Annotated in this window: 27 protein-coding genes; 11 read left to right on the forward strand and 16 right to left on the reverse strand. The window is 51.1% G+C overall.

Annotated features, from left to right (window positions below):
- Window positions 1–188: 188 nt before the first annotated feature.
- Window positions 189–2,021, reverse strand: coding sequence for a potassium transporter Kup (locus J1W56_RS22800; RefSeq protein ID WP_223615581.1), 1,833 nt, complete (start codon window positions 2,019–2,021; stop codon window positions 189–191).
- A gap of 427 nt (window positions 2,022–2,448) precedes the next feature.
- On the opposite strand from J1W56_RS22800, the gene J1W56_RS22805 reads away from it, so the two are divergent.
- From J1W56_RS22805 to J1W56_RS22815, 3 genes are all read left to right on the forward strand, one after another.
- The gene (locus J1W56_RS22805) at window positions 2,449–2,652 is read left to right on the forward strand and encodes a hypothetical protein (RefSeq protein WP_223615582.1); all 204 of its coding nucleotides are present in this window, start codon (window positions 2,449–2,451) and stop codon (window positions 2,650–2,652) included.
- A 207-nt stretch (window positions 2,653–2,859) separates the two neighbouring features.
- On the forward strand, window positions 2,860–3,042 hold the full coding sequence (locus J1W56_RS22810; protein ID WP_223615583.1) for a hypothetical protein: 183 nt from the start codon (window positions 2,860–2,862) through the stop codon (window positions 3,040–3,042).
- Between the two features lie 387 nt (window positions 3,043–3,429).
- Window positions 3,430–3,624: a hypothetical protein gene (locus J1W56_RS22815; RefSeq protein ID WP_223615584.1), complete on the forward strand. Its 195-nt coding sequence runs from the start codon at window positions 3,430–3,432 to the stop codon at window positions 3,622–3,624.
- Window positions 3,625–3,690: 66 nt separating this feature from the next.
- On the opposite strand, the gene J1W56_RS22820 is transcribed toward J1W56_RS22815, so the two are convergent.
- Entirely contained in the window at window positions 3,691–4,812 is a 1,122-nt protein-coding gene (locus tag J1W56_RS22820; RefSeq protein WP_223615585.1) for an SEL1-like repeat protein, read from the reverse strand.
- 576 nt (window positions 4,813–5,388) lie between these two features.
- Here J1W56_RS22820 and J1W56_RS22825 point away from each other — a divergent pair.
- Window positions 5,389–6,084, forward strand: coding sequence for a hypothetical protein (locus tag J1W56_RS22825; RefSeq protein ID WP_223615586.1), 696 nt, complete (start codon window positions 5,389–5,391; stop codon window positions 6,082–6,084).
- Window positions 6,085–6,318: 234 nt separating this feature from the next.
- Here the strand turns inward: J1W56_RS22825 and repC are convergent, their stop codons facing one another.
- From repC to repA, 3 genes are all read right to left on the reverse strand, one after another.
- Window positions 6,319–7,533, reverse strand: a complete 1,215-nt coding sequence (gene repC / locus J1W56_RS22830; RefSeq protein WP_223615656.1) for a plasmid replication protein RepC — start codon at window positions 7,531–7,533, stop codon at window positions 6,319–6,321.
- Window positions 7,534–7,689: 156 nt separating this feature from the next.
- On the reverse strand, window positions 7,690–8,712 hold the full coding sequence (repB, locus tag J1W56_RS22835) for a plasmid partitioning protein RepB (RefSeq protein WP_223615587.1): 1,023 nt from the start codon (window positions 8,710–8,712) through the stop codon (window positions 7,690–7,692).
- Between the two features lie 77 nt (window positions 8,713–8,789).
- Window positions 8,790–10,001, reverse strand: a complete 1,212-nt coding sequence (gene repA / locus J1W56_RS22840) for a plasmid partitioning protein RepA (RefSeq protein WP_223615588.1) — start codon at window positions 9,999–10,001, stop codon at window positions 8,790–8,792.
- Between the two features lie 336 nt (window positions 10,002–10,337).
- Between repA and J1W56_RS22845 the strand changes: the two genes are divergently transcribed.
- Window positions 10,338–10,628 carry a hypothetical protein gene (locus J1W56_RS22845; RefSeq protein ID WP_223615589.1) on the forward strand — a complete coding sequence of 97 codons (291 nt, stop codon included), beginning with the start codon at window positions 10,338–10,340 and terminating at the stop codon, window positions 10,626–10,628.
- 118 nt (window positions 10,629–10,746) lie between these two features.
- The gene (locus tag J1W56_RS22850) at window positions 10,747–11,451 is read left to right on the forward strand and encodes an FkbM family methyltransferase (protein WP_223615590.1); all 705 of its coding nucleotides are present in this window, start codon (window positions 10,747–10,749) and stop codon (window positions 11,449–11,451) included.
- A gap of 62 nt (window positions 11,452–11,513) precedes the next feature.
- Here the strand turns inward: J1W56_RS22850 and J1W56_RS22855 are convergent, their stop codons facing one another.
- The 5 genes from J1W56_RS22855 to J1W56_RS22875 all read right to left on the reverse strand — a co-directional run bounded on the left by J1W56_RS22855 (window position 11,514) and on the right by J1W56_RS22875 (window position 17,052).
- Entirely contained in the window at window positions 11,514–12,206 is a 693-nt protein-coding gene (locus tag J1W56_RS22855; protein ID WP_223615591.1) for a hypothetical protein, read from the reverse strand.
- Complete coding sequence (locus J1W56_RS26105; protein WP_223615592.1) at window positions 12,203–13,528, reverse strand: ATP-binding protein; 1,326 nt, start codon at window positions 13,526–13,528, stop codon at window positions 12,203–12,205. The genes J1W56_RS22855 and J1W56_RS26105 overlap by 4 nt, the downstream gene beginning before the upstream one ends.
- Before the next feature lie 37 nt (window positions 13,529–13,565).
- Window positions 13,566–14,108, reverse strand: coding sequence for a hypothetical protein (locus J1W56_RS22865; protein ID WP_223615593.1), 543 nt, complete (start codon window positions 14,106–14,108; stop codon window positions 13,566–13,568).
- Window positions 14,109–14,123: 15 nt separating this feature from the next.
- Complete coding sequence (locus tag J1W56_RS22870; protein WP_223615594.1) at window positions 14,124–14,795, reverse strand: response regulator; 672 nt, start codon at window positions 14,793–14,795, stop codon at window positions 14,124–14,126.
- A 1,888-nt stretch (window positions 14,796–16,683) separates the two neighbouring features.
- A complete protein-coding gene (locus J1W56_RS22875) occupies window positions 16,684–17,052 on the reverse strand; it encodes a MarR family transcriptional regulator (protein ID WP_223615595.1) in 369 nt (122 codons plus the stop codon).
- Window positions 17,053–17,265: 213 nt separating this feature from the next.
- On the opposite strand from J1W56_RS22875, the gene J1W56_RS22880 reads away from it, so the two are divergent.
- Together J1W56_RS22880 and topA are read left to right on the forward strand one after the other, a co-directional pair.
- Complete coding sequence (locus J1W56_RS22880) at window positions 17,266–17,556, forward strand: hypothetical protein (protein ID WP_223615596.1); 291 nt, start codon at window positions 17,266–17,268, stop codon at window positions 17,554–17,556.
- Window positions 17,553–19,517, forward strand: coding sequence for a type I DNA topoisomerase (topA, locus tag J1W56_RS22885; RefSeq protein WP_223615597.1), 1,965 nt, complete (start codon window positions 17,553–17,555; stop codon window positions 19,515–19,517). The genes J1W56_RS22880 and topA overlap by 4 nt, the downstream gene beginning before the upstream one ends.
- Window positions 19,518–19,529: 12 nt before the next feature.
- Here the strand turns inward: topA and J1W56_RS22890 are convergent, their stop codons facing one another.
- The 6 genes from J1W56_RS22890 to J1W56_RS22915 all read right to left on the reverse strand — a co-directional run bounded on the left by J1W56_RS22890 (window position 19,530) and on the right by J1W56_RS22915 (window position 22,895).
- A complete protein-coding gene (locus J1W56_RS22890; protein WP_223615598.1) occupies window positions 19,530–20,147 on the reverse strand; it encodes a hypothetical protein in 618 nt (205 codons plus the stop codon).
- Window positions 20,148–20,195: 48 nt separating this feature from the next.
- The gene (locus J1W56_RS22895; RefSeq protein WP_223615599.1) at window positions 20,196–20,822 is read right to left on the reverse strand and encodes a hypothetical protein; all 627 of its coding nucleotides are present in this window, start codon (window positions 20,820–20,822) and stop codon (window positions 20,196–20,198) included.
- Window positions 20,819–21,409 carry a thermonuclease family protein gene (locus J1W56_RS22900; protein ID WP_223615600.1) on the reverse strand — a complete coding sequence of 197 codons (591 nt, stop codon included), beginning with the start codon at window positions 21,407–21,409 and terminating at the stop codon, window positions 20,819–20,821. Before J1W56_RS22900 ends, J1W56_RS22895 begins: the two co-directional genes overlap by 4 nt.
- Before the next feature lie 72 nt (window positions 21,410–21,481).
- Window positions 21,482–22,099: an acyltransferase gene (locus J1W56_RS22905; RefSeq protein WP_223615601.1), complete on the reverse strand. Its 618-nt coding sequence runs from the start codon at window positions 22,097–22,099 to the stop codon at window positions 21,482–21,484.
- The gene (locus tag J1W56_RS22910; RefSeq protein WP_223615602.1) at window positions 22,096–22,548 is read right to left on the reverse strand and encodes a hypothetical protein; all 453 of its coding nucleotides are present in this window, start codon (window positions 22,546–22,548) and stop codon (window positions 22,096–22,098) included. The genes J1W56_RS22905 and J1W56_RS22910 overlap by 4 nt, the downstream gene beginning before the upstream one ends.
- On the reverse strand, window positions 22,545–22,895 hold the full coding sequence (locus J1W56_RS22915; protein ID WP_223615603.1) for a hypothetical protein: 351 nt from the start codon (window positions 22,893–22,895) through the stop codon (window positions 22,545–22,547). The genes J1W56_RS22910 and J1W56_RS22915 overlap by 4 nt, the downstream gene beginning before the upstream one ends.
- A gap of 913 nt (window positions 22,896–23,808) precedes the next feature.
- On the opposite strand from J1W56_RS22915, the gene J1W56_RS22920 reads away from it, so the two are divergent.
- The 3 genes from J1W56_RS22920 to J1W56_RS22930 are packed head-to-tail and all read left to right on the forward strand — an operon-like array spanning window position 23,809 to window position 25,357.
- A complete protein-coding gene (locus tag J1W56_RS22920; RefSeq protein WP_223615604.1) occupies window positions 23,809–24,705 on the forward strand; it encodes a lytic transglycosylase domain-containing protein in 897 nt (298 codons plus the stop codon).
- Between the two features lie 10 nt (window positions 24,706–24,715).
- Window positions 24,716–25,048: a TrbC/VirB2 family protein gene (locus J1W56_RS22925; protein WP_223615605.1), complete on the forward strand. Its 333-nt coding sequence runs from the start codon at window positions 24,716–24,718 to the stop codon at window positions 25,046–25,048.
- A 3-nt stretch (window positions 25,049–25,051) separates the two neighbouring features.
- Window positions 25,052–25,357 (forward strand): type IV secretion system protein VirB3, encoded by a 306-nt coding sequence (locus J1W56_RS22930; protein WP_223615606.1) that lies wholly within the window; start codon window positions 25,052–25,054, stop codon window positions 25,355–25,357.
- Window positions 25,358–25,364 lie beyond the last annotated feature (7 nt).

Here is a 25,364-nt window from a genome sequence, read left to right on the forward strand (position 1 = left end):
CCAAGGCGTCTTCCAAGCGCCAGGAGCCTGTAAATTCAAGCCTGGCGCCAGCCAAATTATAGGCTTCTTCCCGCCGCTAGCAACCAATCTCGTAAGCCACTGTTATTGCATAACGACTTGGACGCGATGGTTTGCCTCAAGTGAAGAAATCTGACTCTTTGCTTCTATAGGCGCAGCCAACATTGACATCAGATCGCCACTTGCCGCCCTATTTCCACAACCTTCTCACTCGGCAGTCTGAGGTAGTCACCGACATGCGGGATATTCCGTTCCATGGCCGAGAACAGCAGCACCTGCCATGCGGGCAGGCTCTTGCCGTCTTTGCGATGGATCACCGTGTCATGCCCGACATAATATGTCACGTCTTTCAGTTCAAATGACGCGACGAGCCGGTTGCAGGCGATGAGAAGTGCCGGAATATCCGGCTGTTCCATGAACCCATATCTTGCTTCCGCCCGCCAGAAGGACGGTGCGGCCTCCGTGAGGGTTAGCCGCTGAGCGTCTGCAGCACGCGGCACGGGAAGGACCTGGACTGTCAAGGCAAGGACTTGCTGATGGAGCGCCTTGTTGCGCCGCACATGCCATACGATGACCGGCGGCGTATCCCGCAATGTGCGCGTCAGAAATACCGCAGTTCCAGGCACGCGCGCTATGTTGCGCTGTTTGATATCCGCCAGGAACTCCGCGATCGGTAGCAGCGATTCATGCGCGCGTGCCGTTATCGCGACAGCGCCGCGATGCCAGATCCACATGACACCGTAAATAGCGGCCGCCAGCAGCAGGGGGACGTAGCCGCCATTGCCGACCTTGACCAGATTGGCAAGAAAGAAAGCGCCATCGACGATTAAAAAGCCTGCTGCGACCGTTGCTGCGGTTGCAATGCTCCAGCCCCAAAGCTCCCGCATCACGATGAAGAGAAGAGCCGAGGTCATCAGCATCGTCAGGGACACGGCAATACCATAAGCCGCTGCCAGGTTATCGGATTTGCCGAAGCCGAATGTCAGTGCCAGCGTGACAATCATCAGCAGCCAATTGACGGCCCCCACATAAATCTGCCCGTACTGTTCCGCCGATGTTTGCGTCACGCGAAACCGCGGCATCCACCCCAGCTGGATCGCCTGCCGTGTCATCGAAAACGCTCCCGTAATGATCGACTGGCTGGCAATGATCGTCGCCAGTGTCGCCAGAATAATGAGGGGAATGAGCAGTGCCTGCGGACAAAGGCGATAGAAGATGTTGCCGTCGATAGGCGCGCCTTCAAGCACCAGGGCCGCCTGACCGGCGTAATTGAGGATGAGGCTGGGAAAAACCACTGCACTCCAGGACACGCGGATGGGCCTGGGACCAAAATGGCCCATATCCGCATAAAGCGCCTCCGCTCCCGTTACACAGAGAAAGACACCTCCGAGCACCAGAAAGCCGGTGACGCCGCCATGGAACAGAAAGGAGAGCCCGTAGAGCGGATTGAGCGCAGCAAACACCGCCGGATGGCGTAAAATCCCGGAAATGCCCAAAACCGCCATGACAATGAACCACAACAGCATGACCGGCCCAAAGGCACTACCGATGCGTGCGGTCCCCAGAGGCTGAACAGCAAAGAGACAGAGCAGGATCACGAGCGCTGCCGGAAGAATGTAGGGTTGCAGGATGGGCGTGGCAATGTTCAACCCTTCGAGAGCCGAGAGGACAGAGATCGCAGGGGTTATAGCGCCGTCGCCATAAATCAGCGCAGCACCGAACAGGCCAACCGCCATGATGTAGGGGCGATGCTTGTTCTTGGTCCCCAGGAGGGACATCAGAGCCAGGATGCCTCCTTCGCCATCATTGTCCGCCCGCATGGCGAAAGACAGGTACTTGATGGATGTTATGAGAAACAAAGTCCATAGCACGAGTGAAAGCAGACCCAGCACCGTATGGGCATCGGGCGCGCTTCCGGTCAATGACAAGATCGTCTTGAAGGTGTAGAGCGGGCTCGTACCGATATCGCCGAATACAACGCCGAGCGCTGACAGACTTAACAAGTGAAGATTTGTGCGGGGTGTTGGCGCTGCTAGCTGGTTCACCGATAGCCCTGTCTATGGAAAGTGTCCGATCGCCGAATGGAAAATACACAGTTCCACAGACGATAGAATGACACGATGGGTTTAATCGTGGCACTCGTCAATTAAATGTCTACCACAAACGCCAATGGAAGATGGTGGTAGAGGCGCGGTTCTGACGAGATACGAAATTGAACGGCCGAACGCCGCAACAGCGAGGGCCATCATGGCAGCCCCGCCGATCACGAATGCGATGATACCAATCACCAAATATCTGTAAGGATGGTCATTTGTCATCTTTTGACCGTCAACGACCTCGTAGTTGAAACAAAAATTGATGGAACAATGCCCGTTTCAGGCGGTTGGGTGGTGCCCTTGATATGGTCAAGGGAAATCCAAGGAGGATAAAATGCCTAGCAATCATCCCGCAAATGAGCATCATCATACCGCAGCAGGCCACCATGCCGCTGCCGCGCATCATCACCACGAAGCTGTGCATGCCCATACTCATGGCAAACATGAAGAAGCCAAACATCATTCGACAACTGCCCATGAGCACGCTGAAAAGGCGCATAAATCAACAACGGAAGCCCACAAGCATTCCGCGAAATGACCCTGATAGCATCCTGAATTGAAGGAGTGCCTCCACATCAACTGATGTAGAGGCACTCGTTGTATTATAACATCGATATACCTTTGTTTACTATGGAATCTCAGGCTGATCATGCTGATGACCAAAATCAGCAGGACGGCCTGATCAGACGCTGTATTGCGGAATAAACAGCTCAGGCCGTTCAGGCCAATAGTCGGAAAGATCGAGATGACGGCTCAGCATGTGAAAGAAATCGACGCAGCGATCAGCGAACTTATTTCATCGCGCCGCCAAGAAATCCTGCAAATCGCCCAAAACGGCGCGAACCCCGGTCCTATCAAGAATTTGATGGAGATCCAAGGTGCCATTGACGTGTTGTTTCGGGCGCGTGAACAGGAAAGCGCGACTTAGGCGTAAAAGACCTCGGAACATCAAACGGGCACAGACATACGCCAGCCTCTCCAAACCTGAGAAAACGTATATAACCCGCATATTTTTAGAATGAGCTTAACGTCTAAGCTGTGAAGCATTTCATGGGCTTGGATTTGCAGAAATGAAAATTCAACAATAATTACAACCGCTTCTCTTATATCGTATATCTGTGCCCGTTTAATGTTCATGGGCCACGGAGCCGGCGAGCTAACGCACACGAGTCATTTCGGAGATTAGCGCTCACAATCAAGAGCGGCAAGCCAAACAAGCGGGCAGTCGGATGTAAGCCCTAGCCTCAAAAGTCGCTTGAAAATCAAACTCACCTATGGAAATTGTCTTTTTATCAAAAAAGCATGGGTAAGAGGCATGGCTACTCGCGAAGAAAAGATTCAGATGGTTCGCAATTTTGCCGTCAACAAAATCGGCGATCTCATTGAGAAAAACTATGACGACGATGGCGACATTATGAATTTTGTCGAAGAGCTGGATCGTTTGCTCACCGTATTTCATGCCGCCGAAGTGGCGATCTCAGAAACCATACCCAGCACGAACGCGCTCTAGATTCTATTGCTCTTCCCGGATGAATATATCCGGGGCCCTGGCTGCCTGGATACATGAGTGTTTACGTTACTTGATCAATCCCATGGATTTAATTTGCTCCAGCTTAGTGCTGGCCTTCGCATACCCCAACGCTGCAGCTTCTTTCCACCAATGCGCAGCTTGTTCATAATCTTGCTCTACCCCGCGTCCTGAAAAATACATAAGGCCGAGATTGTACTGGGATTCAGCGTCTTTTTGTTCGGCAGCAACTTTCCACCAATGCACGGCGCCGTGATCGTCCTGACCGCGGCCGGCACCGTTGAAGTACATTTTGGCAAGATTGCCCGCTGCTACTGTTACCCCTTGTTCAGCAGCTTTTTCATACCAATCGGCTGCTTTACCGAGATCACGAGGTAGACCCGTGCCCGTTTCGTAGATCGCTCCGATTGCTGATTGCGCCAGGGCATTTCCAGTATTTGCAGCAGACAAATACCATTTGACTGCTTCATTCAAATCTTGAGGAACACCTTGTCCGGTGTAATAGAGCCGAGCAAGATTGGTTTGCGCCATGGTGTCCCCACCTTGACTGGCCTTTTGATACCAATTTACAGCGATTGGCATGTCAGCTGGAACACCCTCGCCGACCTCATACGCATAACCCAAGCTCGCTTGCGCCAAGGCATTGCCTTGTTCTGCAGACTTTTTATACCACTCCAGTGCGAGAGGATAATTTTTGGTGACCCCTTCGCCCCTGAAGTAAGCCTTTGCCAGATTGGCCTGAGCTAAAGCGTTGCCCTGTTCTGCAGACTTTTGGTACAGGTCGGCTGCCACTTGTGCGTTTCGATGAACACCTTCCCCAGTGCTGTACAATTTGCCTAGATTATTCTGGGCAATGGCATCACCTTGCGCTGCAGCCTTCTGGTACCAGGATGCCGCTTGGGAAAAATCCTGCTGGATGCCCTGCCCATGCTCAAATGCTATGCCGAGCTTGGCCTGCGCTTCACTCTCACCTCGCTCAGCAAGTAATTTGAGATCGGCAATGGATTGCTGTGCCTGCTGGCTCTTCTCTAACGGAATAGGCGGCGCGTTTTCGGCCTTCCCTGGACTTACCGACGCAACAACGAATATGAGAGCCAAGTAAGAAAAATGAAGAACAGATGTAACCGGGTGCGAGTATTTACTCTTAACAATCTTATTCTTCAAACTCATCACTTCCCCACTTCATAGCGTATACATACAGCAACTATAGCTGACATTATTTTTCATGCCGTAGAATATTTTCCGGTGCACGCCCTAATGTCGACCCTTTTACCAATGCATTGCCGATGATATTTAGGTTTCGATATCAATCGTCATACACTCTTGGCACAAGTCAACAATGGTTTTTAGGTATCACCACGGCACCTACTCGGCTCTATCGGTCGGGTCAATTTGCCCCTCTCACCGACACATTGTACAAAGTCGGCAGCTATCAGAAAACGATCAGTTGAATATGCCGTCCTGCAATTCCAGTACGGTTGTGCGCTTGGGGCTGCTGTATCTGATTGCAAACAAATCTCTCAGATTAAGCTATTCGACTGAATGCTCACACGGTCAGCTTGTTTGTTGAAAATCTGGCAGCTTAAGGCGTAGTGAGTAGAAGCTTCCATTCCACATGAAACAAATTATATAATAAATACTGTACTTTACGAAATTCTATAAACTCGCCTATTGTGGCGTTCATTTTCTCACAGCACCATTAATTGAAATTGCTCCTTATGGTCGTACACCGGTCAGGTTGTCAGAATGCGAGAAGTATTTACTAGATCACATTTCCATACAGGTAGAGATGTCGAGCTATGCAAAGGGCAGCATTTTGGCCCCAAACGGGCTGCACTCGAGCGGGCCATTGATGTGACAGCAAGGCAGGCCTTGTCCAGTACAGTTTGCTATCCCCAATTCTTTGAAGCCTTATGCCAAGGGTGCCATCTCGCAGTAGGTACAGCAGATTCACACGCAAAGGCGATGAGATTCACATTGCTTGAAGCCCTACTCGATGTAGAGAATGCGAAAGAGAGGGAGGATAATGGCGACGAACATTGGTCACACGAGGCTGGGTCCCAGTCCGATCAAGCCTCCAGTCTCATTCGTAGGATGATGGAATTGCTGTTCGGCAGCAAAAAAATCAACATCTCAGCTGATGCTGGTATAACAAAATACATTAATAGGTCTGAGCGCCCTGGCTCAGAATGCTACATTCTCAATAATCTATCGTCAGCAGAAATCGTAAGGACGCGCACGTTTTGGATCGTGTACTATACAGATGCCTTACATCCCGCGCTCATTGACGGATTGAATAGACTTCCTGAACTTGCCGACATACATGACGCCGTTTTGATGGTTCCGCATGATGAAGCCCTACGGATCAGGGATGCATCAAATCCTGATCTGCTATTAATGCCGCTGTCTCCACGGACTTTACATGTGATTGAAAACCTCTAATCCCGTTCCTGCTTCTGTGGCATCGCAAGCGAGACCGGGGGCGAGGGATCACCCGCCCGTATGGATGCGTAGATCCGGGCCAGTGGGGGCTAATAATGCTGCACAAAAGAAGCGAAGCCAGTTCACGGGCGAATGATGTGAAGAAGCTCCAGGAAACCCAAGTGTATGCTTCCAAGGGGTTGGGGATGGGGCTTGCCCCCTCGCCCCTTGGCTGAAACAAGTTGACGCGGGGCATCAGTTGGCTATCTGCAGGTCTACAACACGAACGTTCCCTAAAGCCGCCATCAGCATTGGCCCGACGGAAAACTCCCCTGCCCTCGCCTTCATGGCTAAAACACGCAAGTAACCCCCGGCCGAGCTGATATGCTGCGATCGCTGCAGGATGCAGGCAAGAACGATGGCGGTGTTCTCATGGCCGATCGCATCAAGGGCTTCCTCATAGGCCGAAGGTGAAATACCCAGCATTCCCCTGACCTGTGCCGCGGTTCGCATCATATCGGACCAGGTCGAGATCCCGGCCGGCGCATAATCGGCTATTTCCGGACAGGCTTTCAGCACCAGTCCTAGCGGATAGGTCTTTCGGGCATCTTCTCTCACCGGCAATTTGAGTGCAGGTTTTGCCCCTTGGGCTTTTCTCAAGCCAGGTTCAAAGTCAGAATAGGAGTCGGGTTTTGAATTCTGTTGCTGCAGATCAATATGAGACTCATTGGCAGTCATATTTTCAGCATTAACGTGTTTTTCCAGAAGGATAGCCACTTCATCGTGCAAGACTGCCAAATCGCACAGAATTGGTTCCAGAGCACCGAGTGACGCTTTACGGGGAATGTTGTCTACGATTGTGCGAAAACGCGTCCAGATGCCCTGCCAGTCGGCCGGAACCTCTTCTGAAAGTCCTACCTCTATCAATTTGGCGATATCGCGCCTGTGGAGCGTCATGCGCTCGCGAACAAGCCTCAGCGCCCGCGCCGCTGCCCGAACACTCTCTGCGGCCTCCCGAAGCTCTTCTGAGCGTACAAGCAATGGTGCGAGGGAAAATCCGAACGCATCGGTAATCTCCCCTCCCCGATCCTTGTGTGAGTACCGTTTGCCGTTAGGACTGTCTTTGCGGGTAATCAGCCCGCACTCGATAAGTGCAGCCAGGTGACGGCGAAGCGTCGCATTGGCCATGCCGTGTGCCCGGAGAGATAATTGCGTATTGGACGGGAAAACAATGAGCCCGCTTCCTTCAGCGAGCTCATTGTCCGGCAGGAAGGATAGCAGCGCGTTGAGTACCGCAAGTGAACGGTCCCCTACTCCGACGATATCCTTGCCTTCACACAGCCAACGATAGACCTGCCATTTATCCGCGGACTTTCCCGCCGGCAGCTCTTTGGCCTGTGTTTGCGATTTCAGTTGGACAAGCGACATCGCTCGCCGCCCAAAGGGCGTCGTGATTGCATTTCCTTGCATGTTCATTCGCCTTTCAGTTAGGCAAAAGAAGTCCACCCGCCATGCTGACGCTCAAAACTATTGACAGTGATTCGAGGAAATGCGATTCTATCTTTGCTTAAGAGATGAGAAGGGCTTCCACGACGGCAACGTTTGGGGGCCTTTTTCTTTTGCGTTTTATCTCCTGACCAGTTCTGTTTTCGATGCCAGATATGCTTCGAACAATTGATCAAGGTTATCGGTTAGATAGGTTCCAAACCCTTGATCAACATCTGACTTCATTGATAGTTTGAAGTTTTTGCCCTTTTGATGCACGACCGCTTGCACAGATCTATCGGGTGCGAACCATTGTCGAGCTGGCGAGGGAACAGTAGATGGCTGTTCGCCCTCCTTAGCGGCATCCGCAATTTCAAGATTGAGTAGCATGTTGAATCGATCATCGGACGAAGCTGCCGTGAACCGTTCTGAGGCCGCTATAACCTGAGCTCGTTCTCGATATCCGGGATCACGGCAGCTAACTGAAAGCTCGTACCATCTTTCACGGCCGATATTTTTTGCGGCACCAATGGCTTGAAGTATCGTCTCTGGCACCTGGGATGCGACCGACATCATCTTTGATAGAACGGTCTTATTGGTTGCCAGTGCTGAGAGGATGGTCGGATTGTCAAATCCAAGCCCTACCAAGCGAGATGCAAACATGGTGCGTTCAATGAACGACAAATCCTCGCGCGCCGTGTTTTCCTGACCCTGCGCAATGACATGTTCTCTATCAGAAAGCGCCTTGACGACGGCTCTTACCTTTACCCCTAACTCTTTGGCGGCCCTAGTGCGTCGATGTCCAAAGACTATCTGAAACCTGCCGGCCTCCGTCGGGTGCGGCCGTACTAAGATGGGGGAGTCTTGCCCTCTTTCCCGAATTGCTTGTACGAGTTCTTCAAACCGATCATCCGCGATACGATCCGTGATGAACGATCCTTCAAGTTCATTCGGATCAAGTTCGATAACAGTGTCGCCAATCAATAACTGCTTTTCAATTTCTTCTGCAGCTTCGACTTTGTTCGCCATTTCATCGGCGGCTCGGCTCATCATACCGAAAGCGCCTCGTCCAGATCGAGGGCTTTGAACATGCGGTTCTTCCGAGTTTACAGCTGTAAACTCATCTTCCTCAAGCAAGCCAGCCATCAAGCCTTTGCGTGCCATTGACTATGATCCTTCTGTAAGCAGCTGGGCAAGGTTTACAGCCGTAAACTCGTTGATTTGCATGTTTGATTGCCACATCATGCTCGCCCCCATGCCTGATGAATCAACGACGTGATCTCGCCATTCACTGAATTCAAGGATTCCATAGCTCGATCGTATGTGGACCTCGTGAGCTGGTTTCGCTCGACTTCGTACAGTGTCTGTTTCGTAATGCCGGCATCTGATATTGCCGTGCTTTTCAGCATTTCAGCTTTCAAAACATAATCGCGAAACAATGAGCGCATGAAGTGAACCATCTGGGACTGCGGCGCATCACCTGGTTCATAGCGTGTCACCAGATACCGAAACCAGTCTAAATTCATGTTACCCCCGCCGCGCTTGATCGGATTGAGGATTTCGCCAAGCATCAGAAGAAATTGGCACATCGACATGACGTCCAGCATTTGCGGGTGCACAGTTATTAGAACAGATGTCGAAGAGGAGAGGGCGGTTAGCGTAAGGTATCCCAGTTGAGGAGGACAATCCAAGACAACCACATCATAGTCGTCAGCCACTTCACTAAGTGCAGAATCCAGCCTCGTGAAGAATACCTGACCCATAGCACGAGTGCCTTTCTCGGCCAGAATCAGGGGAGTATCGTATTCGAACTCCTGAAGCTCCAGTGCTGCGGGCACTATGTCGAGGCCCGGAAAGTTCGTGCGCTTAATAAGCTGAGACAACGGCTTCTTGTCGGCGTCATATCGCAAGGCTTCGTAGAGGCTGTCATCCTTGTCAATCTCTGGCTGAAAGCCGTGGAGGGCCGACAAGGATGCTTGTGGATCGAGATCAATAGCAAGCACACGGTGTCCCGTTAGTGCTAGGTGTTGAGCAAGATGGGCCGTTGTCGTCGTCTTTCCGCTACCGCCCTTGAAATTCACAACTGCAATGATTTGTAAGTGTTCGCTGCCACGGCGATGCGGTACGTATTTTTTGACATCGGCACGACCATGCTTGTCGAGGTAGTGCCGCATACTCAGCATTTGTTCGGCCGAATACGACCGACGACCCGTCGAGGTCAGTGCCGGCTCTGGACCCTTACCTTCCAAAGACAAGTTCTTCAGGTGGCCAGCACTAATTCCGAGATAGCCCGCGGCTTCCGCAAGTGAGAATGAACGAAGCGACTTCTGTGCATTTGGCGGAAAGCTTTCGAGACGATGCTTTTGCAAGCGCTTGGATAAATCACCGCCTTGTTTGAGTATCAGCTCATCAAAGTCAGATAGCGAGTTAACTATGGGAGATGCGATATTCATCGGCGTATTTTCCATTATGCGATTATTGATAGAAATTCGCTAAGAAATCGCATTTAGCTCCGATTCGTGAAATCCCGCAAGAAGTTTAAAGTTAACGAAAGGTTAACGCTGATTCTGTAAGGCTCCAAAACAACATAACTGCAGAGATTGTCTACCTGGCATCAATTGTGCCCGACGCCTAAGAAACTTGTCATTGTACGGGAAGGGCAGTGTGATGGTTGTATGGAGTCCGCGTCCTTGCCCAACAAGTCACACTTCTGCGGTTTGCGATATAATGCTATTCCGTCATCGAAGGCATAAGTGCGTTATGCTGCCGAAGAGCACGTGGGAGATTTGATGGCAGATTTGGACATTGATCCGGAGTTATCCAAATTGGCTAGATACCTGATACACCAGTCACTTCCGTTGGCTGTCACCACGTCCGGCTACAACCCCACTACTCAAGATCTTGATATGATGGAAGCTGCATTGACAACTCAATATGGTCCGGATTTGGCTAACGTGTCGATACGAGAAATTGATGCCTTCTTGCATCACCGTTTCATGAGGATGGGAGAAAATCCAAATCGCAGGGCCATCAGTAGACTAATGCGAATCTTGACTATCAAGATGGGAAGGCGGACGTGAAGTTAGAATCACGCATACGGCCTGTCAGGCGGGCATCGATGCGACTTTAGACGGCAATGTAGGCATGAAAGCACCGCCAAACTCTCAAAGAGTGGCTTGCTACTAAATGGAGTTATAGATGGCGTATCCCGTGGTACATGGCGTAACGATTCCCCTTAATAGTGACGAAGTGTCACCTACAATTTGGGCAGCACTCACCAAGGGTGATTACGAGGCCAATGAAGTGCAACTTGTTACGCAGGCTGTTCAACCTAATGACAGGGTACTGGAATTGGGAACCGGTCTGGGTGTCGTCACTTCGACAATTGCAGGTGTCGAGGGTTCGCTCATCTGGTCTTTTGATGCCAACCCAGCAACATCACAATTGGCAGCGCGAGTAGTTGAAGCGAACGGTCACAAAAACGTTCAGCTAACAACTGGGTTACTGACCGCCGGCAATCCAAAACGCTTCAAATTCTATATTAGAAGCGATCTCTGGATGTCATCGGTGTACGAAAATCAGGGGCCATACGAAACCACTATCGATCTGATTTCCGGTGACATTGATCAGTTCATTACCAAGCACTCGATTAACGTCGTTGTCATGGACATTGAAGGTGCTGAACACGACCTTCTTGTTCATGCAAACCTCCCAGGCATTGAGCGCATTTTCGTAGAACTTCACGACCACCTGTATGGATTGATTGGCGTGAGGGAAATCATGGCGGCACTTGCTGCCAAGGGCTTTGCCTACGACCCGCGCGCATCCAACGGCGCGTGCCTAGTTTTCACCCGCAGCGAAGTCGCCCGCGAATATCAGTTGGGGCAGGCCAATGCACGTTAACCTTATGACTGCATTGAATACATGCCTCCTGGGAATCGCAAATCCTACATTGATTGCGAATCCTAGCACGCCACCACGATAAAACTGAGACGTCGGTCGCATTCTTCTCTCAATCTCAACTTGAAACGAGGATTGCGGCCTAGCCACTCCTTGAAACCCACCTCAACAGCCGGATTGGGTTGAGCAGGATTAGTCGACCATTTTTCGATATGGACAATGGAGCCAATGGTAAGGCGAATGGTTAGATAGTTGAACAGTACACAAATGGCTTCGTAAGCGTCACACGATATTGAGGCGAACGCCACGGGACCGTAATTGTCTATTTGCTGATCGTTGTGACACCACGAGCTGTTGCGATGCTGAGGCAACATTGTTTCATTGTGTTTAGTAATTTGGTTCCAACAACTCTCGATCAATCGTGCTTCTTCTGAAAATGGCCAGTCTTCGAGGATAAGATCTCCAACCCTGAGAGGCGCAAATTGTAAAGCATCATGCTTGTTGCCAGTCACATTGCAGGCATAGGCCCACCGTTTACCGCGGTAAGTACCAAGGATGCGCGCATCCTTAAATCGGAGACCTACGTTTCCTCGTTCTACTCTGAGAAGAGCATCTGGAGATCGGACTGATGTTTCTATGCACTCAACCTGTTCATGGAGGGCGTGATTACGAACCTCGATGCGGTCAAGTCGACCTTTCAGCTCAGACAATATCTCTTCGATTCCTCGCTTTCTCTCGAACCTAATAACGTTGTTCATGTGTGTTTCCATCTTATTGCAGGAAGATGTGACAGCGGGCATCGCAGGGTGACTTTGGTTCCCTTGCCCTTGATTGATTGAATTGCAAGGGACCCCCCCATAGTCTGGATCAATCGCGCACATCCGGTTAGACCAAGTCCGCTGTGGCCACGAGATTCACCCTTGGTAGAGAAAAATGGCGTTGTCGCTTTTTTAATTTGATCCGACGTCATGCCGATTCCGTTGTCTTCAATCGAGATGATCAAGTCACGGCCAAATGACCACCGGTGCCCTATTTGAACATTGATGATGATCTCTGGGTTCACAACACCGTCAACGGCGTCCTTGGAATTACGCAAGAGTTCCTGGAGCATAAGATGGAATTGGCCTTGTGGGACGAGCAACTGGGTTGCTTTCGCATCGGCTCGCAGCATTGCCACGTTAGACCGAACCATTTCATCAAGAATTGTACTCAAAGCGACGATGGGCGTGTTGTCACGATCGAACTTTGGATAAGCGATACGCGCAAGCCAATCAGTGACAACTGATAAGTCATCTATGCGTTTTCGTGCCATGTCGAGCAAAGCAGGATCTGGTCTATCTTCTGGTGACAATGTCTCATGCATCCACATCGACAGACCGCTAATTCTTGTGAAGGTCATATGGGAAAACAACAGGGCAAACTGCCGAACCTGGTCATTATAGAGCGACTTACTGCGGTGAGTAACCAATGCCATTATGGTAACCATTATCACGATGGCGAAGGCGAACACGAAGGCAAGAAAAAAATTATCATACAAGGCCTTCTGCTCGAGATCCGCAGTTCGTTTCTGTGTGTTCCCCAGGTTGCCGGTGGTTGTTAGAACAATCCGCGGCCAAAGTTCTTCAAGTCCAGATACGATGCCGTCATAGTTTGGGTTAGGAAGTTCGAGCTGGGGCTTGATCTGCTTGTTTACCAACTCAAGTAGAGCGCTCATCTGATCGACATCGACTTGCGGCATAATTTTCTTGACGTAGGTCAGGCTTACGAGTGTCTTCGTATTGATGGCCAGAAAATTGGCGTCGAGTAGGATTTTCGAACGATATTCCTGGTCATTGGAACGAGCGGCCAATCTTGCCCATCCCATAATACTGACCATTTTCTCACGCGCCTGGCTCGATCGCCATTGAACCTCATTGACTTCGGCAACAATGTCATAGGCTCGACTGCGGTTCATATCTGTTCGAAGAAATGAAGAAACGCCAATCAGCACAGAAATGCCAAAGACAAGTCCGAGCAGATACACCCCATATGCTCGCAAAAAACGCATCAATTGATCTGCCCGCCATTTACTGCTGTGCACTCACTAACACCAAATATCTTCGATTGGCTGGTTTCGCTCATTCGTCTTCCCGAAGTTCGGACAGAAACCATATCCATCTGGAGTGATCATTGGGTTCGTAAGCCTTCGGCAGTTTGTCGAACGGCCACACAACAAAGAACGGGCCGTAATCATCCGCCTCGAGTGGTCGGTACCTGCCTTCAGTACACTTGCCCATTCGAGCCTCTGCTGCATCGCAGATAATTTGTGATGCAACGATGGGTTGGTATTTGAAGATCTCGCGTACATCGATTCTGGCGGCGAAATCATTGGGTGCAACGCCTGTGATAACTTTCACATCGGCTAGCCCATTCTTGGCGAGGATCTCAGGAAGGGAATAGCCGCGATATGTACGCTCAACGCCATTGGACCAGGGTGTCCGGGTGGTAATTTCCTGAGGCGTAAAGGACTTGGCGAGATCGGCTTCGCGGTAAATGGCACGAGGGTGCCCGGGATCTCCTTCAACCGCCAGGACGTTGGGATCCAGATTAACTGCGTAAGCAGCTGCTACTACACAAAAAGTCACCAATCCGGAAAGGATGGTGATTGGGCCTCGATGCATGATGAATTAAAATCCTTATTCCACGACTTCGTTGTTGTTCGCGAAATGGCGGCCGTGTGCGATCACTTTGCTACGTGCGCGCTTGTACTTTTGCTCAGCCATTTCGGGGCTCTTCATCTTGAAGTGCTTCGCCATCAAGACGAATAGTTCGTTGCGTTTCATTCCTTTTGGTCGATCTTCCACCCATTGAAGGCATTCGTCTTCTGACAGCGACAAAAATGGATGGTGGTAACCAGGGGATGCGTTACTTATCGTCTCGTTTCCCCTGTGCAAGACAAATTCAGAGCGTGTCATGAGCTCTAGAATACTAGCGAGGGTGGGGGCATTGAGCCGATTCTTGCCGAGATACCCTTTGGCACCGAAGCTTCTACAAATTTCCGCCTCGTCAGATGAGAATCGCCCAGTGATAACCAAATGTACCGCCTTGGGTGTAGTGCTGATTATACTGTCAACGATAGCCAGGCGGACATTTCTTGATTCCATTTCGACACCGTAGTCAGGCAGGCCAGGATCAATGATAATGAGGTCAAAAACGTCTGTTTCAATCGCAGCGAGTGCGGCGTGGAATGTTTCGGCTGTGATAACCTGCCAACCCGACGTTCTGAAGTGACGCTTGAGCGAATCTGCGTAGAAATAATCATCCTCGATTATCAAAACACTGCTCATTTTCAGGTGCATATCATCCATGGCTTGACTGTATCAGCCTCGCTACGTTGAAAATAGGTATCAACGCGGCACCTATGCGGGGAAAACGGTCGTCTCCGGCAATCTGACAAAGCTCCAAAAATTTAGGAATAGGTATCGACGTGATACCTATTAATGGTGGGACTCCTGAGAATAAGTTTGCGTTCGGTATTGTCATGAAACCTAACGGAAGAAACATGTTTTCTGGAGCACAATCAAACATGCACGGCCCGCTTAATGAACAGCTAGATATCTATAGTCGTATATGTAGGTATTGCATTGACGATAATGGTGCCTTGTCACTTCAGGCTAGAAAAAACATATCTTCCATTGAGCTATTGGGCGTCCTTCTAGTTGTCGCTACTGAATGCCACAACACCGCCACCAGCAGTAAAGTCTGGGATGACATTTTTTTGAAACACGGTATTCAGATCGGCGACTATACAGCCATACTTGATGACCTCAATGTTCTAATCAATTTGCCGAATTGATGGGTTTTTACATCGATGGGCACAGGGCATCAAAATAAGACCCAAGTACGATAGGAAAGCGGATTGATGCCTCCGGGCGTCGCAAAAGGGCTAGGTTCCTCGAAAACACACCAACTCAGAGAAAATGCCATCAACGCTGATCGACCTTGTCGCAACTGATTTTTCTATCAAGCTTGCGGCATTGTCGATGAAACGCGCTATTTGGCCGATTATTAGATCACCGACCGAACCGCTAGGCTATTTTTCGTAGCCTATTTGCGTTCGACTGGGCACAACATTTCATAACTGTCTCTGTCAGCCGTCAACCGGAGGCTGGTTTGCGACCAGCAAACGGCAGGATGCCGCCCGTAGGGCCGGCCAAACGGTTGCATTTAGGCTGTCTGCTATAAGATTTATAACCGTAGGTTTCTGTGGCCTTCGGTATTTTGAACCCTATCTGTTCAAACTTTAGCCCGAGATTTGGCCGGAATTTTTTAAGCCAAGACAGCCAGCGCTCGCAGATGATGGAAATCACATTGGTTAGGTGTTTTGCGCGCCACTGTGGGCGCTCCGTTATGCCAATTATTCCTTGATCCTTAGCCCGTCGAAGCGCATTTCGCACTGTGGTCGCACCAACCCCCGCACGGTCTCCGATTTCTTTCACCGAACATTGGCAGCTTCCGTGTTGTCGGCAATCCGACGCTATCACATATAATACCGCCCGCTCTCCTTCCGTAAAAAGATCGCGTAGGTGAGGGGGTAGGGCAGCCATGTCCCCTAATCGGCGCTTTCTGGCCCATCTAACAGAACATCGAACACCCGAAGCCGCCTTATTCCTGGACTGACCGGTGAGTTCCCGTCTGGGAAAATATGTGCCGGCGGGTGGCCTCCTTTGCTCGCGAGCACGCATGAACGTTTCACGCTTGGCTGCAGCCGCCTCAGTAAGTTCGATGGCCTGTGCATCGTTCAGCTGACCCTCAGCGAGACCTCGCCATAAGAAGGTTTGATAAAGATCGATCTGGCTAACGGTCGTCAAACCGTGCAGCCATGTAGTCAATTGGTTATGAATAGTCACCACTTTCACCTTTGCTTTAAGCAAGCAAATCCGTGGCACGAAGCGCATTTTCCTCTTGCAATGTCGGGATGAAACAGCTAGTTTTGCCTATGACATTTGGGCAATGCGGAATTGGAGTTCCGTAGCTGTTTCAACCTAGAAAAATCCGGCCTTCGCGCCGGTTTTTTTGCTTTTATGGGCTCAATTCTCCGTTGATTGATCTGAATTTGTGCGTGTTTGGTCGAGAACGCCGAATCACGTTCCACCCCTTTTGACGGCAAATAAGACTATGTGCGAACGAAAGCCCCTTAGCAAGAAGTTCGCGTATGCATTTTTTAAAATGAAATGGTTAAAACGCTGTATGCCGCTATTCTGATTTCCCTGGATTCAGTGTCAGGAACGGCCCCGATCCAAATATCTCTTCCGGAATAACCAGCCGATAAGCGCGACCCCGGCCTGCAGTATTGAGGACTTGCTCTTCCAGCAATAGCTTTCTGGTCAAGAGCGGTGTGGTGCTTTCATACACCGCATCCCTGCTGAGCCGCGATATGTTCATAATGTTTGTTATGGTTGTTTCAATGTTCGTCAATTGCATCTGGTAGATCAGGTTGATCATACCAATCTGCTTCATCCTGGACGTTGGCGTTTCGCCTTCCAGCGGATTGTCCAAGATCTGCTTCATCGTGAAAGCGGTGAAAGCCACTCGACCAAATGGGGTGTCTTTTGGGGTTGCCATTCTTTTAATCTTCGGCTATAGCGTTTCTATAGTATGCAAGTGTCAGCTGCATTGGCCGCTTTAAAGGCGTATTCGATCCCAGTTTCATTGCATAACCACCCCGGCGTTGGATGTGAGATTCGAGAATTGTTCTTGGAGCAACATATATCAAAATTCGCCACAGGTGATCTAAGTTCAAATGATCATGCATCTCAAGCTATTGGAGTGCCCGCAATGACGCGCTCGCATGCCTCACTCGTTTCTTTCGAGCGTCGATCAGAAGATCGCAAGCCTGCATGGTTGGCAGCTAACCAACTGTCCTTTGTTTCGGAAGCAGCCTTGATCGCTTTCTCCGATGTGATGTTCGCACTTGGCGATTTGAACGAACGACATCGCCATTCACTTTTAGATAGATTTCTAAGGTGGGAAAAACTTGTTGATGCTGAAGCAGTCGAAACCAAACGCTTGTTCAGGCTGATGATAGACCAAAAAATCGCAGTCTGGAAAGCGGAGGCTGGTGAATGAAGCTGGTGATCATTGAATCGCCAGGCAAAGTGCAAAAACTCTCATCCATTCTCGGGTCTGACTATAAGATCGTTGCCAGTATTGGCCATGTTCGCGACTTGCCCACAAATGAGATAGCCGTATCAGCACCCGACTTTCGTCCCACATACGTCCTATCCGAACGCGGCCAAAGCGTTGTTGATCGCATCAAACACCTCATCTCCTCGGCCGATGAGGTGCTGCTTGCGACCGATCCGGACAGGGAAGGGGAAAGCATCAGTTGGCACCTGAAAGAAGTTCTCAGCCTGAAAGATCCAAAACGGGTGACATTCAATGCAATAACTCCTGATGCAGTTCTTGCAGCCGTTGCAGCACCTCGATTGATTGATGTCCGGGTGGTGGCGGCACAGGAGGCCCGCCGCGTCCTGGACCGGCTTGTGGGCTACATGGTTAGTCCAGAGATCAGCAGGCGCCACGGGACCAAGCTGACTGCTGGCCGCGTACAGAGCCTTGCAGTGCGGATCATTGTCGATCGCGAGCGCGCCATTCGCGGTTTCCGGAAGATCAATCACTTCGGCGTTGAACTGACATTCGAAAACTCAGGTAGGGCATGGACCGCGAGATGGCAGCTGAAGCCAGGCTTCGTTACAGAAGAGCAGCCGCATTTTCTTGACAGAGCGTACGCGCAGGCGGTTGCCGGCTGCAGCATTGTTCGTGTCCAGTCCTGCCAATCAAGCGAGACGCGACGCTCGCCACATCCACCATTCATGACGTCGACGATGCAACAGGCGGCAAGTGTTGAGCTTGATCTGGATCCGGAAACCTCTATGGCGGCCGCACAAGCACTCTACGAGCAGGGGCATATCACTTATCACCGCACAGATAATCCCAATATCACCGATGACGATTTTCCCCTCATTCAGATCGAGGCAGAAAAACTTGGCTTGGAGGTTATAGATCAGCGCCGGACCTTCCCAGCAAAGGACGGAGCTCAAGCCGGCCATCCGGGGATAACACCAACACACTGGGATGTTGCCGTTGCCGGCGAGACGGTTCCGCAGCAGGCGCTCTACAAATTAATTCGGATACGAGCCATCGTCTCTCAGTTGCCGGACGCGCGATATTCGGTGAGGGTAGCGATACTCGGGGGATTTTCGCTAAATGGCCAAGCCCTGTCATTCGAAGCCCGCGGCCGCACACTGATTGCACCAGGTTGGACAAAACTGCACGCACATGATGAAGAGATGGACGATGAGGGTAAAGAAACCGAAGACGGCATTAATCCGGTCCCCGAGCTTGTCGTGGGACAGGAGCTATTGGTGGATGCGGGCAAACTAACGGCATCAGAGACAAAGCCGCCCAAGAGATACACCCAGGCCTCGCTCATCAAGAAGATGGAGTCCGAGGGGATCGGACGGCCATCCACCTATGCAACGATCATGAGCACAATCATGAATCGCGAATACGCGAAGATCCGGCAGAAAATGCTTGTGCCAACTGAGAAAGGCGAAGCGGTTGTGGATATGATGTCCGGCCGCTTTGCGTTCATGGAGCTGGACTTTACCCGCCGCGTCGAAGCAGAACTGGATCTGATTGCCAATGGAAGGCAACACTACCGGCCTGCGGTTGCTGCATTCCACGATCAGCTCGTCCAAGAGTTATCGAGCTTGGCTATCGCGGTGCCCATCAAACCTTCAGAAAACTTGATCCTTGCCGTGCGCTCGAAGTCCAAGCGCGACGCAGCGCCGATTGACGAAGCCATGCTCTTGTCAGCGGAAGCCTGCAGAGCCTTTCTTGGTCCGCGAGAGACAGACGAGCGCGGGGCTTATGTTGCGCCGGCGGCCTCGGTGAAACAGGTCGATTTGATACGTCGCTATGTCGAGCAGGGAAAGATCGTCGCACCTCCCGGCTATCCCGACAACATGACAGCTAAGACCGCATCGGGCACAATTGAAATGGCGCTGAAGAAGCGCCGGCCTTGAATCACAACAATCTCAGCACAAGCGCACAGGCTCGTTGTTTTCCTGCAGCAGCAACGGATAGCCGACTTGATCAATGTGGGCTTGGTTCAGCGCGTTAATGGCGTCTTCGCGGATATGGAGCACTTTACCTGAGCGAGAATTGGTCAATCCGGGAACATGTTGGCGTATGATCACCCCGCGCATTTCCAACATTTTTGACAAAACCAAGAGCTGCGTGTAGTGCGCATCCACACTGCTCGCCATGCTCTGGATTGTCGGTTTTCGACCGCTGGATATCTCGTCAGCCAAGCGATGAATAAAGGCGATCTGACGATATCGAGCTGAACCCGTATCTTTCGCGAAACGGGATTTATCTATCATCTTATTAAGTATCGCCAAATCCGTTTGCTGTGGGGGCACGGGTGAGGACAGAGGTTCCATAGGTTTTTGCGGTCGGCCGGCCATGGCGGCCATACCAGCTACAACTAAATGGCCGAATACGACAGGTATTCGTGCTCCTAGCGTTTGCGCCATGGCAACCACTTTTTCGTGGTGCTCACGAGCAATAAGCAATTTGGTTTCCATATGCCCGGGCTCAATGGATTCTGCCCGCCATTTTTCACGGTATTCCGAATACTTGGGCTTTGTCATGGTTTGTGAACCTTGCTCTGCATCGCCTCGAACAGCACAAGGCTGCTCTTATGAATTATCTGCGGGCACATCGGCGAAGTGATTTTCCAGCGGCAGCAGTGGATACCCTACCTCATCAAGGTGCGCTTTGTTCAAGGCATCAATAGCGTCCTCGCGAATGTAAAGAACCTTACCCGAGCGGCTTTTGGTCAAACCGGGAACGTGCTGACGAACAACTACTCCACGTTTTTCCAAAGCCTTGGATAGTATTTCAAGCTGCGAGTAGTGTGAATCAACACTGCTGGCCAAGCTTTGAATCGTCGGTCTTTGACCGTGATATATTGCTGCCGCCAGGCGATTTAGAAAGGCGATCTGTCGATAGCGGGCTGCACCAGTGTCCTTATGAAACCGCGATTTATCGATCATCTCGATCAGGATCGAAAGGTCTGTCGGTTGGGGCGGAACTGGCGTGGCGATCGGCTCCATAGGCTTTGTATTTCGTCCGGCCATGGCTGCCATTCCGGCGAGTACGAGTTGCCCGAGAACAACCGGTATTCGTGCTCCCAACATTTGTGCCATTGCGACCACTTTTTCATGGTCTTCACGCGGCATAAACAACTTGGTCTCCATATGCCCTGGTTCCAGAGATTCTGCCCGCCATTTTTCGAGGTATTCTGTATTCTTCGATTTTGTCATGGCTTCTGTGTCTTGCTCTGCATCGCTCCAAACAGTACCAGATTGGGATGAGGCATATCGGCATATGCCCATAGACCCGCTTTAGACTGCTTTGCCGTGGCTTCTGCCACAAGGTAGGGCATGTAGACAGGTTTAGCGTCGTTTGAAAAGGCCGCGAATGCAAAACCCTGGGTGATGAGGACCGTGCCAAGGTCGAGAGACTGATCTCCCACGTGGGAGGAACATACCACGAGTATTGTTGGTTCTTCGCCAGGTTTGGCCGCAGGCAATTGCGCTATGGGCGAGCAGGTGGGTTTGGTGTCTCGTATGATGGCTGCGAGCATTGCGAGCGAAACCGTTCCACAATCTTGCTTCAAACCAGACTTGTCTGTGTAGATCGTTCCACGGATGCAGGACTGGATGCCATAGAGGCGAAGTTTTTGTTTGCCTTGCTGCCAGGTATCACCAGTGAGGAACGATACATTGCTCTCAGGGATCCGGAACACTTGAGCGGAACCATTGGTCTTTGGGCCTTCTGTCTCCTGTGCGTGGGATGAGACAGAGGTGAGTGCCACACATAGGGCAGCAATTGTGAATGATCGCTTCAATTTGCATACTCCACGTTGCAGATTATAGATGGTTACGGGCTGAGAGGGCGGACAAGTCGTCCCTCGGACGAGTTATGGCTTCGCCAGCGCAATGCAATTTGTGCCATCGCTCGAATTAGTGATGCAACTGACATCATACCCAGCTCCAGACACCAGATATTTGCACACACTTGTTCCGGCACCGTCGGCGGTTCCAGGCGCGTTGCAATCCATTCCACTCTTTACAAGATTGTCAAGCTTTCCGCCTTTGCCGCATCCGAACTGGCAGGCCTTCAGGATTGATGACTGTGTAACGTTGGCACAGGTTCCCTTGTAACAGACTTCCTTTCCTATGGCGGAAGTCATGCCGTTTCTCTGGGCCTTGGCCCATTCTCTCTGTTGGTAGGGTATCCATGCTGCGACCTGAGCGGACGGATCATTGAGAAACTGTTGTGGTGTGCCGTTATAGAATTCCTGGAATGTGCCGCTATTGCAGAACTGGAATGCGCCGTAACAGGTCACACCATTCACGACTGGAGAGACGCTGGAAAAGCTTCCCTCGCTTTTGGAAACATTCTCCGCGTACTCGGCGCAGTTGCTCGGCATACCGGCGCGCATCAGACTGATCGCGCTTTCGCCTGCAAAGGCAATCGTACTTGTCATGGCCAGGAGAAAACCAGCATTTGCGAAAATGGAGCTGATTTTGATCATTTGCTGGTCTTCACATCATAGGTACCGGTGAAGGGCTTAGCAGCCTCATCCAATTCCTGTGTCGTGATCTTTTTGTAGTTCAGAGAAAGGATTGCGGTTCCGCCAAGCATAACTTGAGGGTTGGCGACCACCGTTGTTTGGCCATCGCTTGACTTGTGGACAAGCAATGTCGTGCACATGGTCTGCATATTGCAATCGCCTGACGTCTGCGACAACAACCACTCACCCGACGGCGTTATAATACGAGCCGTATAGATGTCTGGATGGCGAGGTGGATTTCCATACGCGACCAGATCCTGCGTATCCCATACTTTGTCGGGATCTTCGCTGGCGTTCTTAGTGGTGAGCTGGAGATTGAGTTTGTAACCGTCGTCGGCGTGTGCAGGCAGGGTTGGAATGCTTGTCGAGATCAGGATCGCCGACATTATTAATCGAAACCTTGGATTCATCGTAGTTTCCTTTGGAGATAATGCAGGATCTTGCGACCGCTGTCATAGGTGAGAAAACACAGTGCGCAGGTCATGAGATAGGCCATACGCACGGTGCGCCAGGCAAAATACGCGGCGATGCAGCCCATTACGGCGATGATGACTGTTTCATAGGGCCGTGTGATTGGATCGGAAGTGACAGCCATAACCCATTGGACGAGAGCATTGACCCAAAGTCCGGCCGTCGCCAACGCGCCCAATAAAAGTATTGCCGGTCCAACCGGTCCAGCCCCTTGAGGCCCGTAAGGCATGACCGGATCGAAATAGTATACGTCTCGAATTTGCTTCTCAATTTCATCATTACGCATGGTGGACAGCTCCTTTTTCGCAAGGCCCAAGTAGCATTTTTACGATCTGGATGGTACCTACCGTGGTGATCATGTTACTGTTTTTCTTGAACTTTCGTCCGGACCGATGCCTACTTGTTCAAATCAAACCAAAAGCGTTGTTTAACGCCCTTACTGTTCGGAATGTCGAAGTAATAAGGCTTGGTACGAACTTTCCGCTCTTGGGTCTGTATGAGCTCACAAGACGATCCGTTGTGGCCGCTATCTGAATAAACTTCTCTCGTCGCGATACCCTCGCTCGACGCTTTTGCTGCATCGCGAGCTGCCTTAGATCCGCAGCTTCCCAGATTGCGCGTACAGACATTTTGCGCTGAATTTGATCCATGCCCGCTTGAGGTATCTGAGCTGGTTGGGGACCACCCCTCAGGGCAAGGCTCGTAAGGCTCCAGTCCAGGTTTACCCGCGTTACCCTCTTTGCAAATTGGCCAGGAGAAACCGGGGAGCGACATCGCTGCGATCAGCTTTTGCATCGGTGGAACGCAGTAGGGCACACCGTGCCATGACGGAGTTTCAGAGGCGGCGCAGAGAAGTACCTGACAGCCCCATGAGGCGTCGGCTGCCTGGGATGGAACACTCGCCGTCAGCATTAGGCCTGCCGCACCAATCGATGCCAATAAGCCACTACCCAGTATTTTCATGTGATCCCTCATTTGATGCCAAAAATATCTGTTGCTAGGATTATATTTCAATATATATATGATAATGAACTTCGTCAATGTTTGGCAATCCGACGTTATCATGCGGATCACACAGACACCTTAGGGCAATATCCGCCAATAGAATTAGGCTGATACATAACCTTTTTGTAGAATTAATAGGTGAGGAAGGCAATATGGTTCGATCGGGGTGGGCTATCGGAGCAACAGCGTTGGCAATGAGCGGTTCTGCTTTAGCAGCGTCGACGGCTATGATCCCCGACAGTTCCCCGGTCCCAGTTTCTGTCATCGAAGATCAAAACTCCGATTTGATCACGAAAAGGGTTATCGAGGCTTCTACTCTGAGCGCATCGGAGGCTTCGCATCCGCAAGCGAATATAATTATGCCGATGTCTCCTGTAACTGCCTCGCCAAAGGGCCAGGCGGGCAACGTAGTGCCTCAGCCAGCTGTTCGCTCTATCATGTCAGGCACTTCGGACATTTCACCTAAATCGGCTGGGCGCTGCCAAGACAGCGAAATTGACCTTGCGACCGTAAAGTCCATGATCGAGACCGAGGCAGAGCGGCAAAAGGCCGACCCCAAACTTGCACTGGCGATTGCCGACCAAGAATCCGGTTTTGGCGCGAATGTTAATTCCAGTGCCGGCGCGCGCGGGATCATGCAACTGATGCCTGCCACAGCGGCGCACTATGGCGTCACCGATATATGCGATGCAGCGCAGAACATCCGTGGTGGCATCGCCTTCCTGAATGACCTCAACGTTACATTTGGCGGCAACATCATGCTGATGGTCGCGGCTTATAATTCTGGCGAGGACCGCGTGCTGAAGACGGGCGGCATTCCTTCGATCTCCGAGACGGTCAACTACACGGCTCGCGTCACGAATGCCTATTACGGCTTTGACAATACGCTGAAAGGCGGCAAGCGCGCCAAATCAAATGTTGCACCCAACAATATGGGACACCTGTCGTCTGGAGTGACTGAACTTCCGGTTCAGACAGTCAGCGATGGATCTCCGATTCCAATCAACCAACAACAAACCGCGACAACCAAATCCGGGGGGCAGGCAGGACGCCAGCAATGGATTGGTGGATCGGTCCTCTATGTTCAATAGGAGAGAAAGCATGAAATTCATCCATAAAACCCGCGTTATGAATGTAAGCTGCGCTGCACTGATGATCGCTTTTGCAGTGGCGGGAAATCCAGAGATTTCAGCTGCCGCCGGCAGTGGCGGTGCTGTGTTCCAGCCAATCAATAATGTGTTCCAGCAGGTTCTCACATTCATGACCGGAACATTTGCAACGACGGCAGCGACGATCGCTGTTGGCGCTGTTGGCTATCTTGCCCTGACGAGCCGGGTTCCCTGGTCATGGCTGTTTTCCATTGTTGTCGGCGTCGCCTTTATTTTCGGCGGTGCGCAACTCGTATCTTCAATCTCTGGCGGGATCGGTAATTAACCCATGAGTATGGAAAATACCGACCAGGAAAAGCCGCAAGCTGTCCCGCTCGTCCTTGGCCTGACACGGCCACGCATGCTGTGGGGAATTCCCTGGGGCCTGTTCGTGGCAGAAATCGTTCTCGTGTTGATGGTCTTTCTCAACACCAAAAATCTTCTGATGTTCCTGCTCATCCTCCCGATGCACGCGGCTTCCTACGTGCTGACGATCAAGGATGTCCGGCTTGTCGATATCATCCGTGTTCGGCTTTCAAAATGTGCCGGAACCCGCAATCGCGGTTTCTGGGGCGGCAATTCCTACACGCATTGAGGAATAA

Source organism: Phyllobacterium calauticae, assembly GCF_019991125.1.
Classification (GTDB): domain Bacteria; phylum Pseudomonadota; class Alphaproteobacteria; order Rhizobiales; family Rhizobiaceae; genus Phyllobacterium; species Phyllobacterium calauticae.

Coding starts and splice junctions, on each gene's coding strand:
- J1W56_RS22890 (WP_223615598.1), bottom strand. CDS start 20,147: ATGACAAAGCCCAAGTATTCGGAATACCGTGAAAAATGGCGGGCAGAA.
- J1W56_RS22910 (WP_223615602.1), bottom strand. CDS start 22,548: ATGAATCCAAGGTTTCGATTAATAATGTCGGCGATCCTGATCTCGACA.
- J1W56_RS22815 (WP_223615584.1), top strand. CDS start 3,430: ATGGCTACTCGCGAAGAAAAGATTCAGATGGTTCGCAATTTTGCCGTC.
- J1W56_RS22810 (WP_223615583.1), top strand. CDS start 2,860: ATGACGGCTCAGCATGTGAAAGAAATCGACGCAGCGATCAGCGAACTT.
- J1W56_RS22865 (WP_223615593.1), bottom strand. CDS start 14,108: ATGCATCGAGGCCCAATCACCATCCTTTCCGGATTGGTGACTTTTTGT.
- repA (WP_223615588.1), bottom strand. CDS start 10,001: ATGAATATCGCATCTCCCATAGTTAACTCGCTATCTGACTTTGATGAG.
- J1W56_RS22925 (WP_223615605.1), top strand. CDS start 24,716: ATGAAATTCATCCATAAAACCCGCGTTATGAATGTAAGCTGCGCTGCA.
- J1W56_RS22875 (WP_223615595.1), bottom strand. CDS start 17,052: ATGGCAACCCCAAAAGACACCCCATTTGGTCGAGTGGCTTTCACCGCT.
- repB (WP_223615587.1), bottom strand. CDS start 8,712: ATGGCACGCAAAGGCTTGATGGCTGGCTTGCTTGAGGAAGATGAGTTT.
- J1W56_RS22820 (WP_223615585.1), bottom strand. CDS start 4,812: ATGAGTTTGAAGAATAAGATTGTTAAGAGTAAATACTCGCACCCGGTT.
- J1W56_RS22880 (WP_223615596.1), top strand. CDS start 17,266: ATGACGCGCTCGCATGCCTCACTCGTTTCTTTCGAGCGTCGATCAGAA.
- repC (WP_223615656.1), bottom strand. CDS start 7,533: ATGCAAGGAAATGCAATCACGACGCCCTTTGGGCGGCGAGCGATGTCG.
- J1W56_RS22845 (WP_223615589.1), top strand. CDS start 10,338: ATGGCAGATTTGGACATTGATCCGGAGTTATCCAAATTGGCTAGATAC.
- J1W56_RS22870 (WP_223615594.1), bottom strand. CDS start 14,795: ATGGATGATATGCACCTGAAAATGAGCAGTGTTTTGATAATCGAGGAT.
- J1W56_RS22805 (WP_223615582.1), top strand. CDS start 2,449: ATGCCTAGCAATCATCCCGCAAATGAGCATCATCATACCGCAGCAGGC.
- J1W56_RS22855 (WP_223615591.1), bottom strand. CDS start 12,206: ATGAACAACGTTATTAGGTTCGAGAGAAAGCGAGGAATCGAAGAGATA.
- topA (WP_223615597.1), top strand. CDS start 17,553: ATGAAGCTGGTGATCATTGAATCGCCAGGCAAAGTGCAAAAACTCTCA.
- J1W56_RS22825 (WP_223615586.1), top strand. CDS start 5,389: ATGCGAGAAGTATTTACTAGATCACATTTCCATACAGGTAGAGATGTC.
- J1W56_RS22850 (WP_223615590.1), top strand. CDS start 10,747: ATGGCGTATCCCGTGGTACATGGCGTAACGATTCCCCTTAATAGTGAC.
- J1W56_RS22920 (WP_223615604.1), top strand. CDS start 23,809: ATGAGCGGTTCTGCTTTAGCAGCGTCGACGGCTATGATCCCCGACAGT.
- J1W56_RS22930 (WP_223615606.1), top strand. CDS start 25,052: ATGAGTATGGAAAATACCGACCAGGAAAAGCCGCAAGCTGTCCCGCTC.
- J1W56_RS22895 (WP_223615599.1), bottom strand. CDS start 20,822: ATGACAAAATCGAAGAATACAGAATACCTCGAAAAATGGCGGGCAGAA.
- J1W56_RS22915 (WP_223615603.1), bottom strand. CDS start 22,895: ATGCGTAATGATGAAATTGAGAAGCAAATTCGAGACGTATACTATTTC.
- J1W56_RS22905 (WP_223615601.1), bottom strand. CDS start 22,099: ATGATCAAAATCAGCTCCATTTTCGCAAATGCTGGTTTTCTCCTGGCC.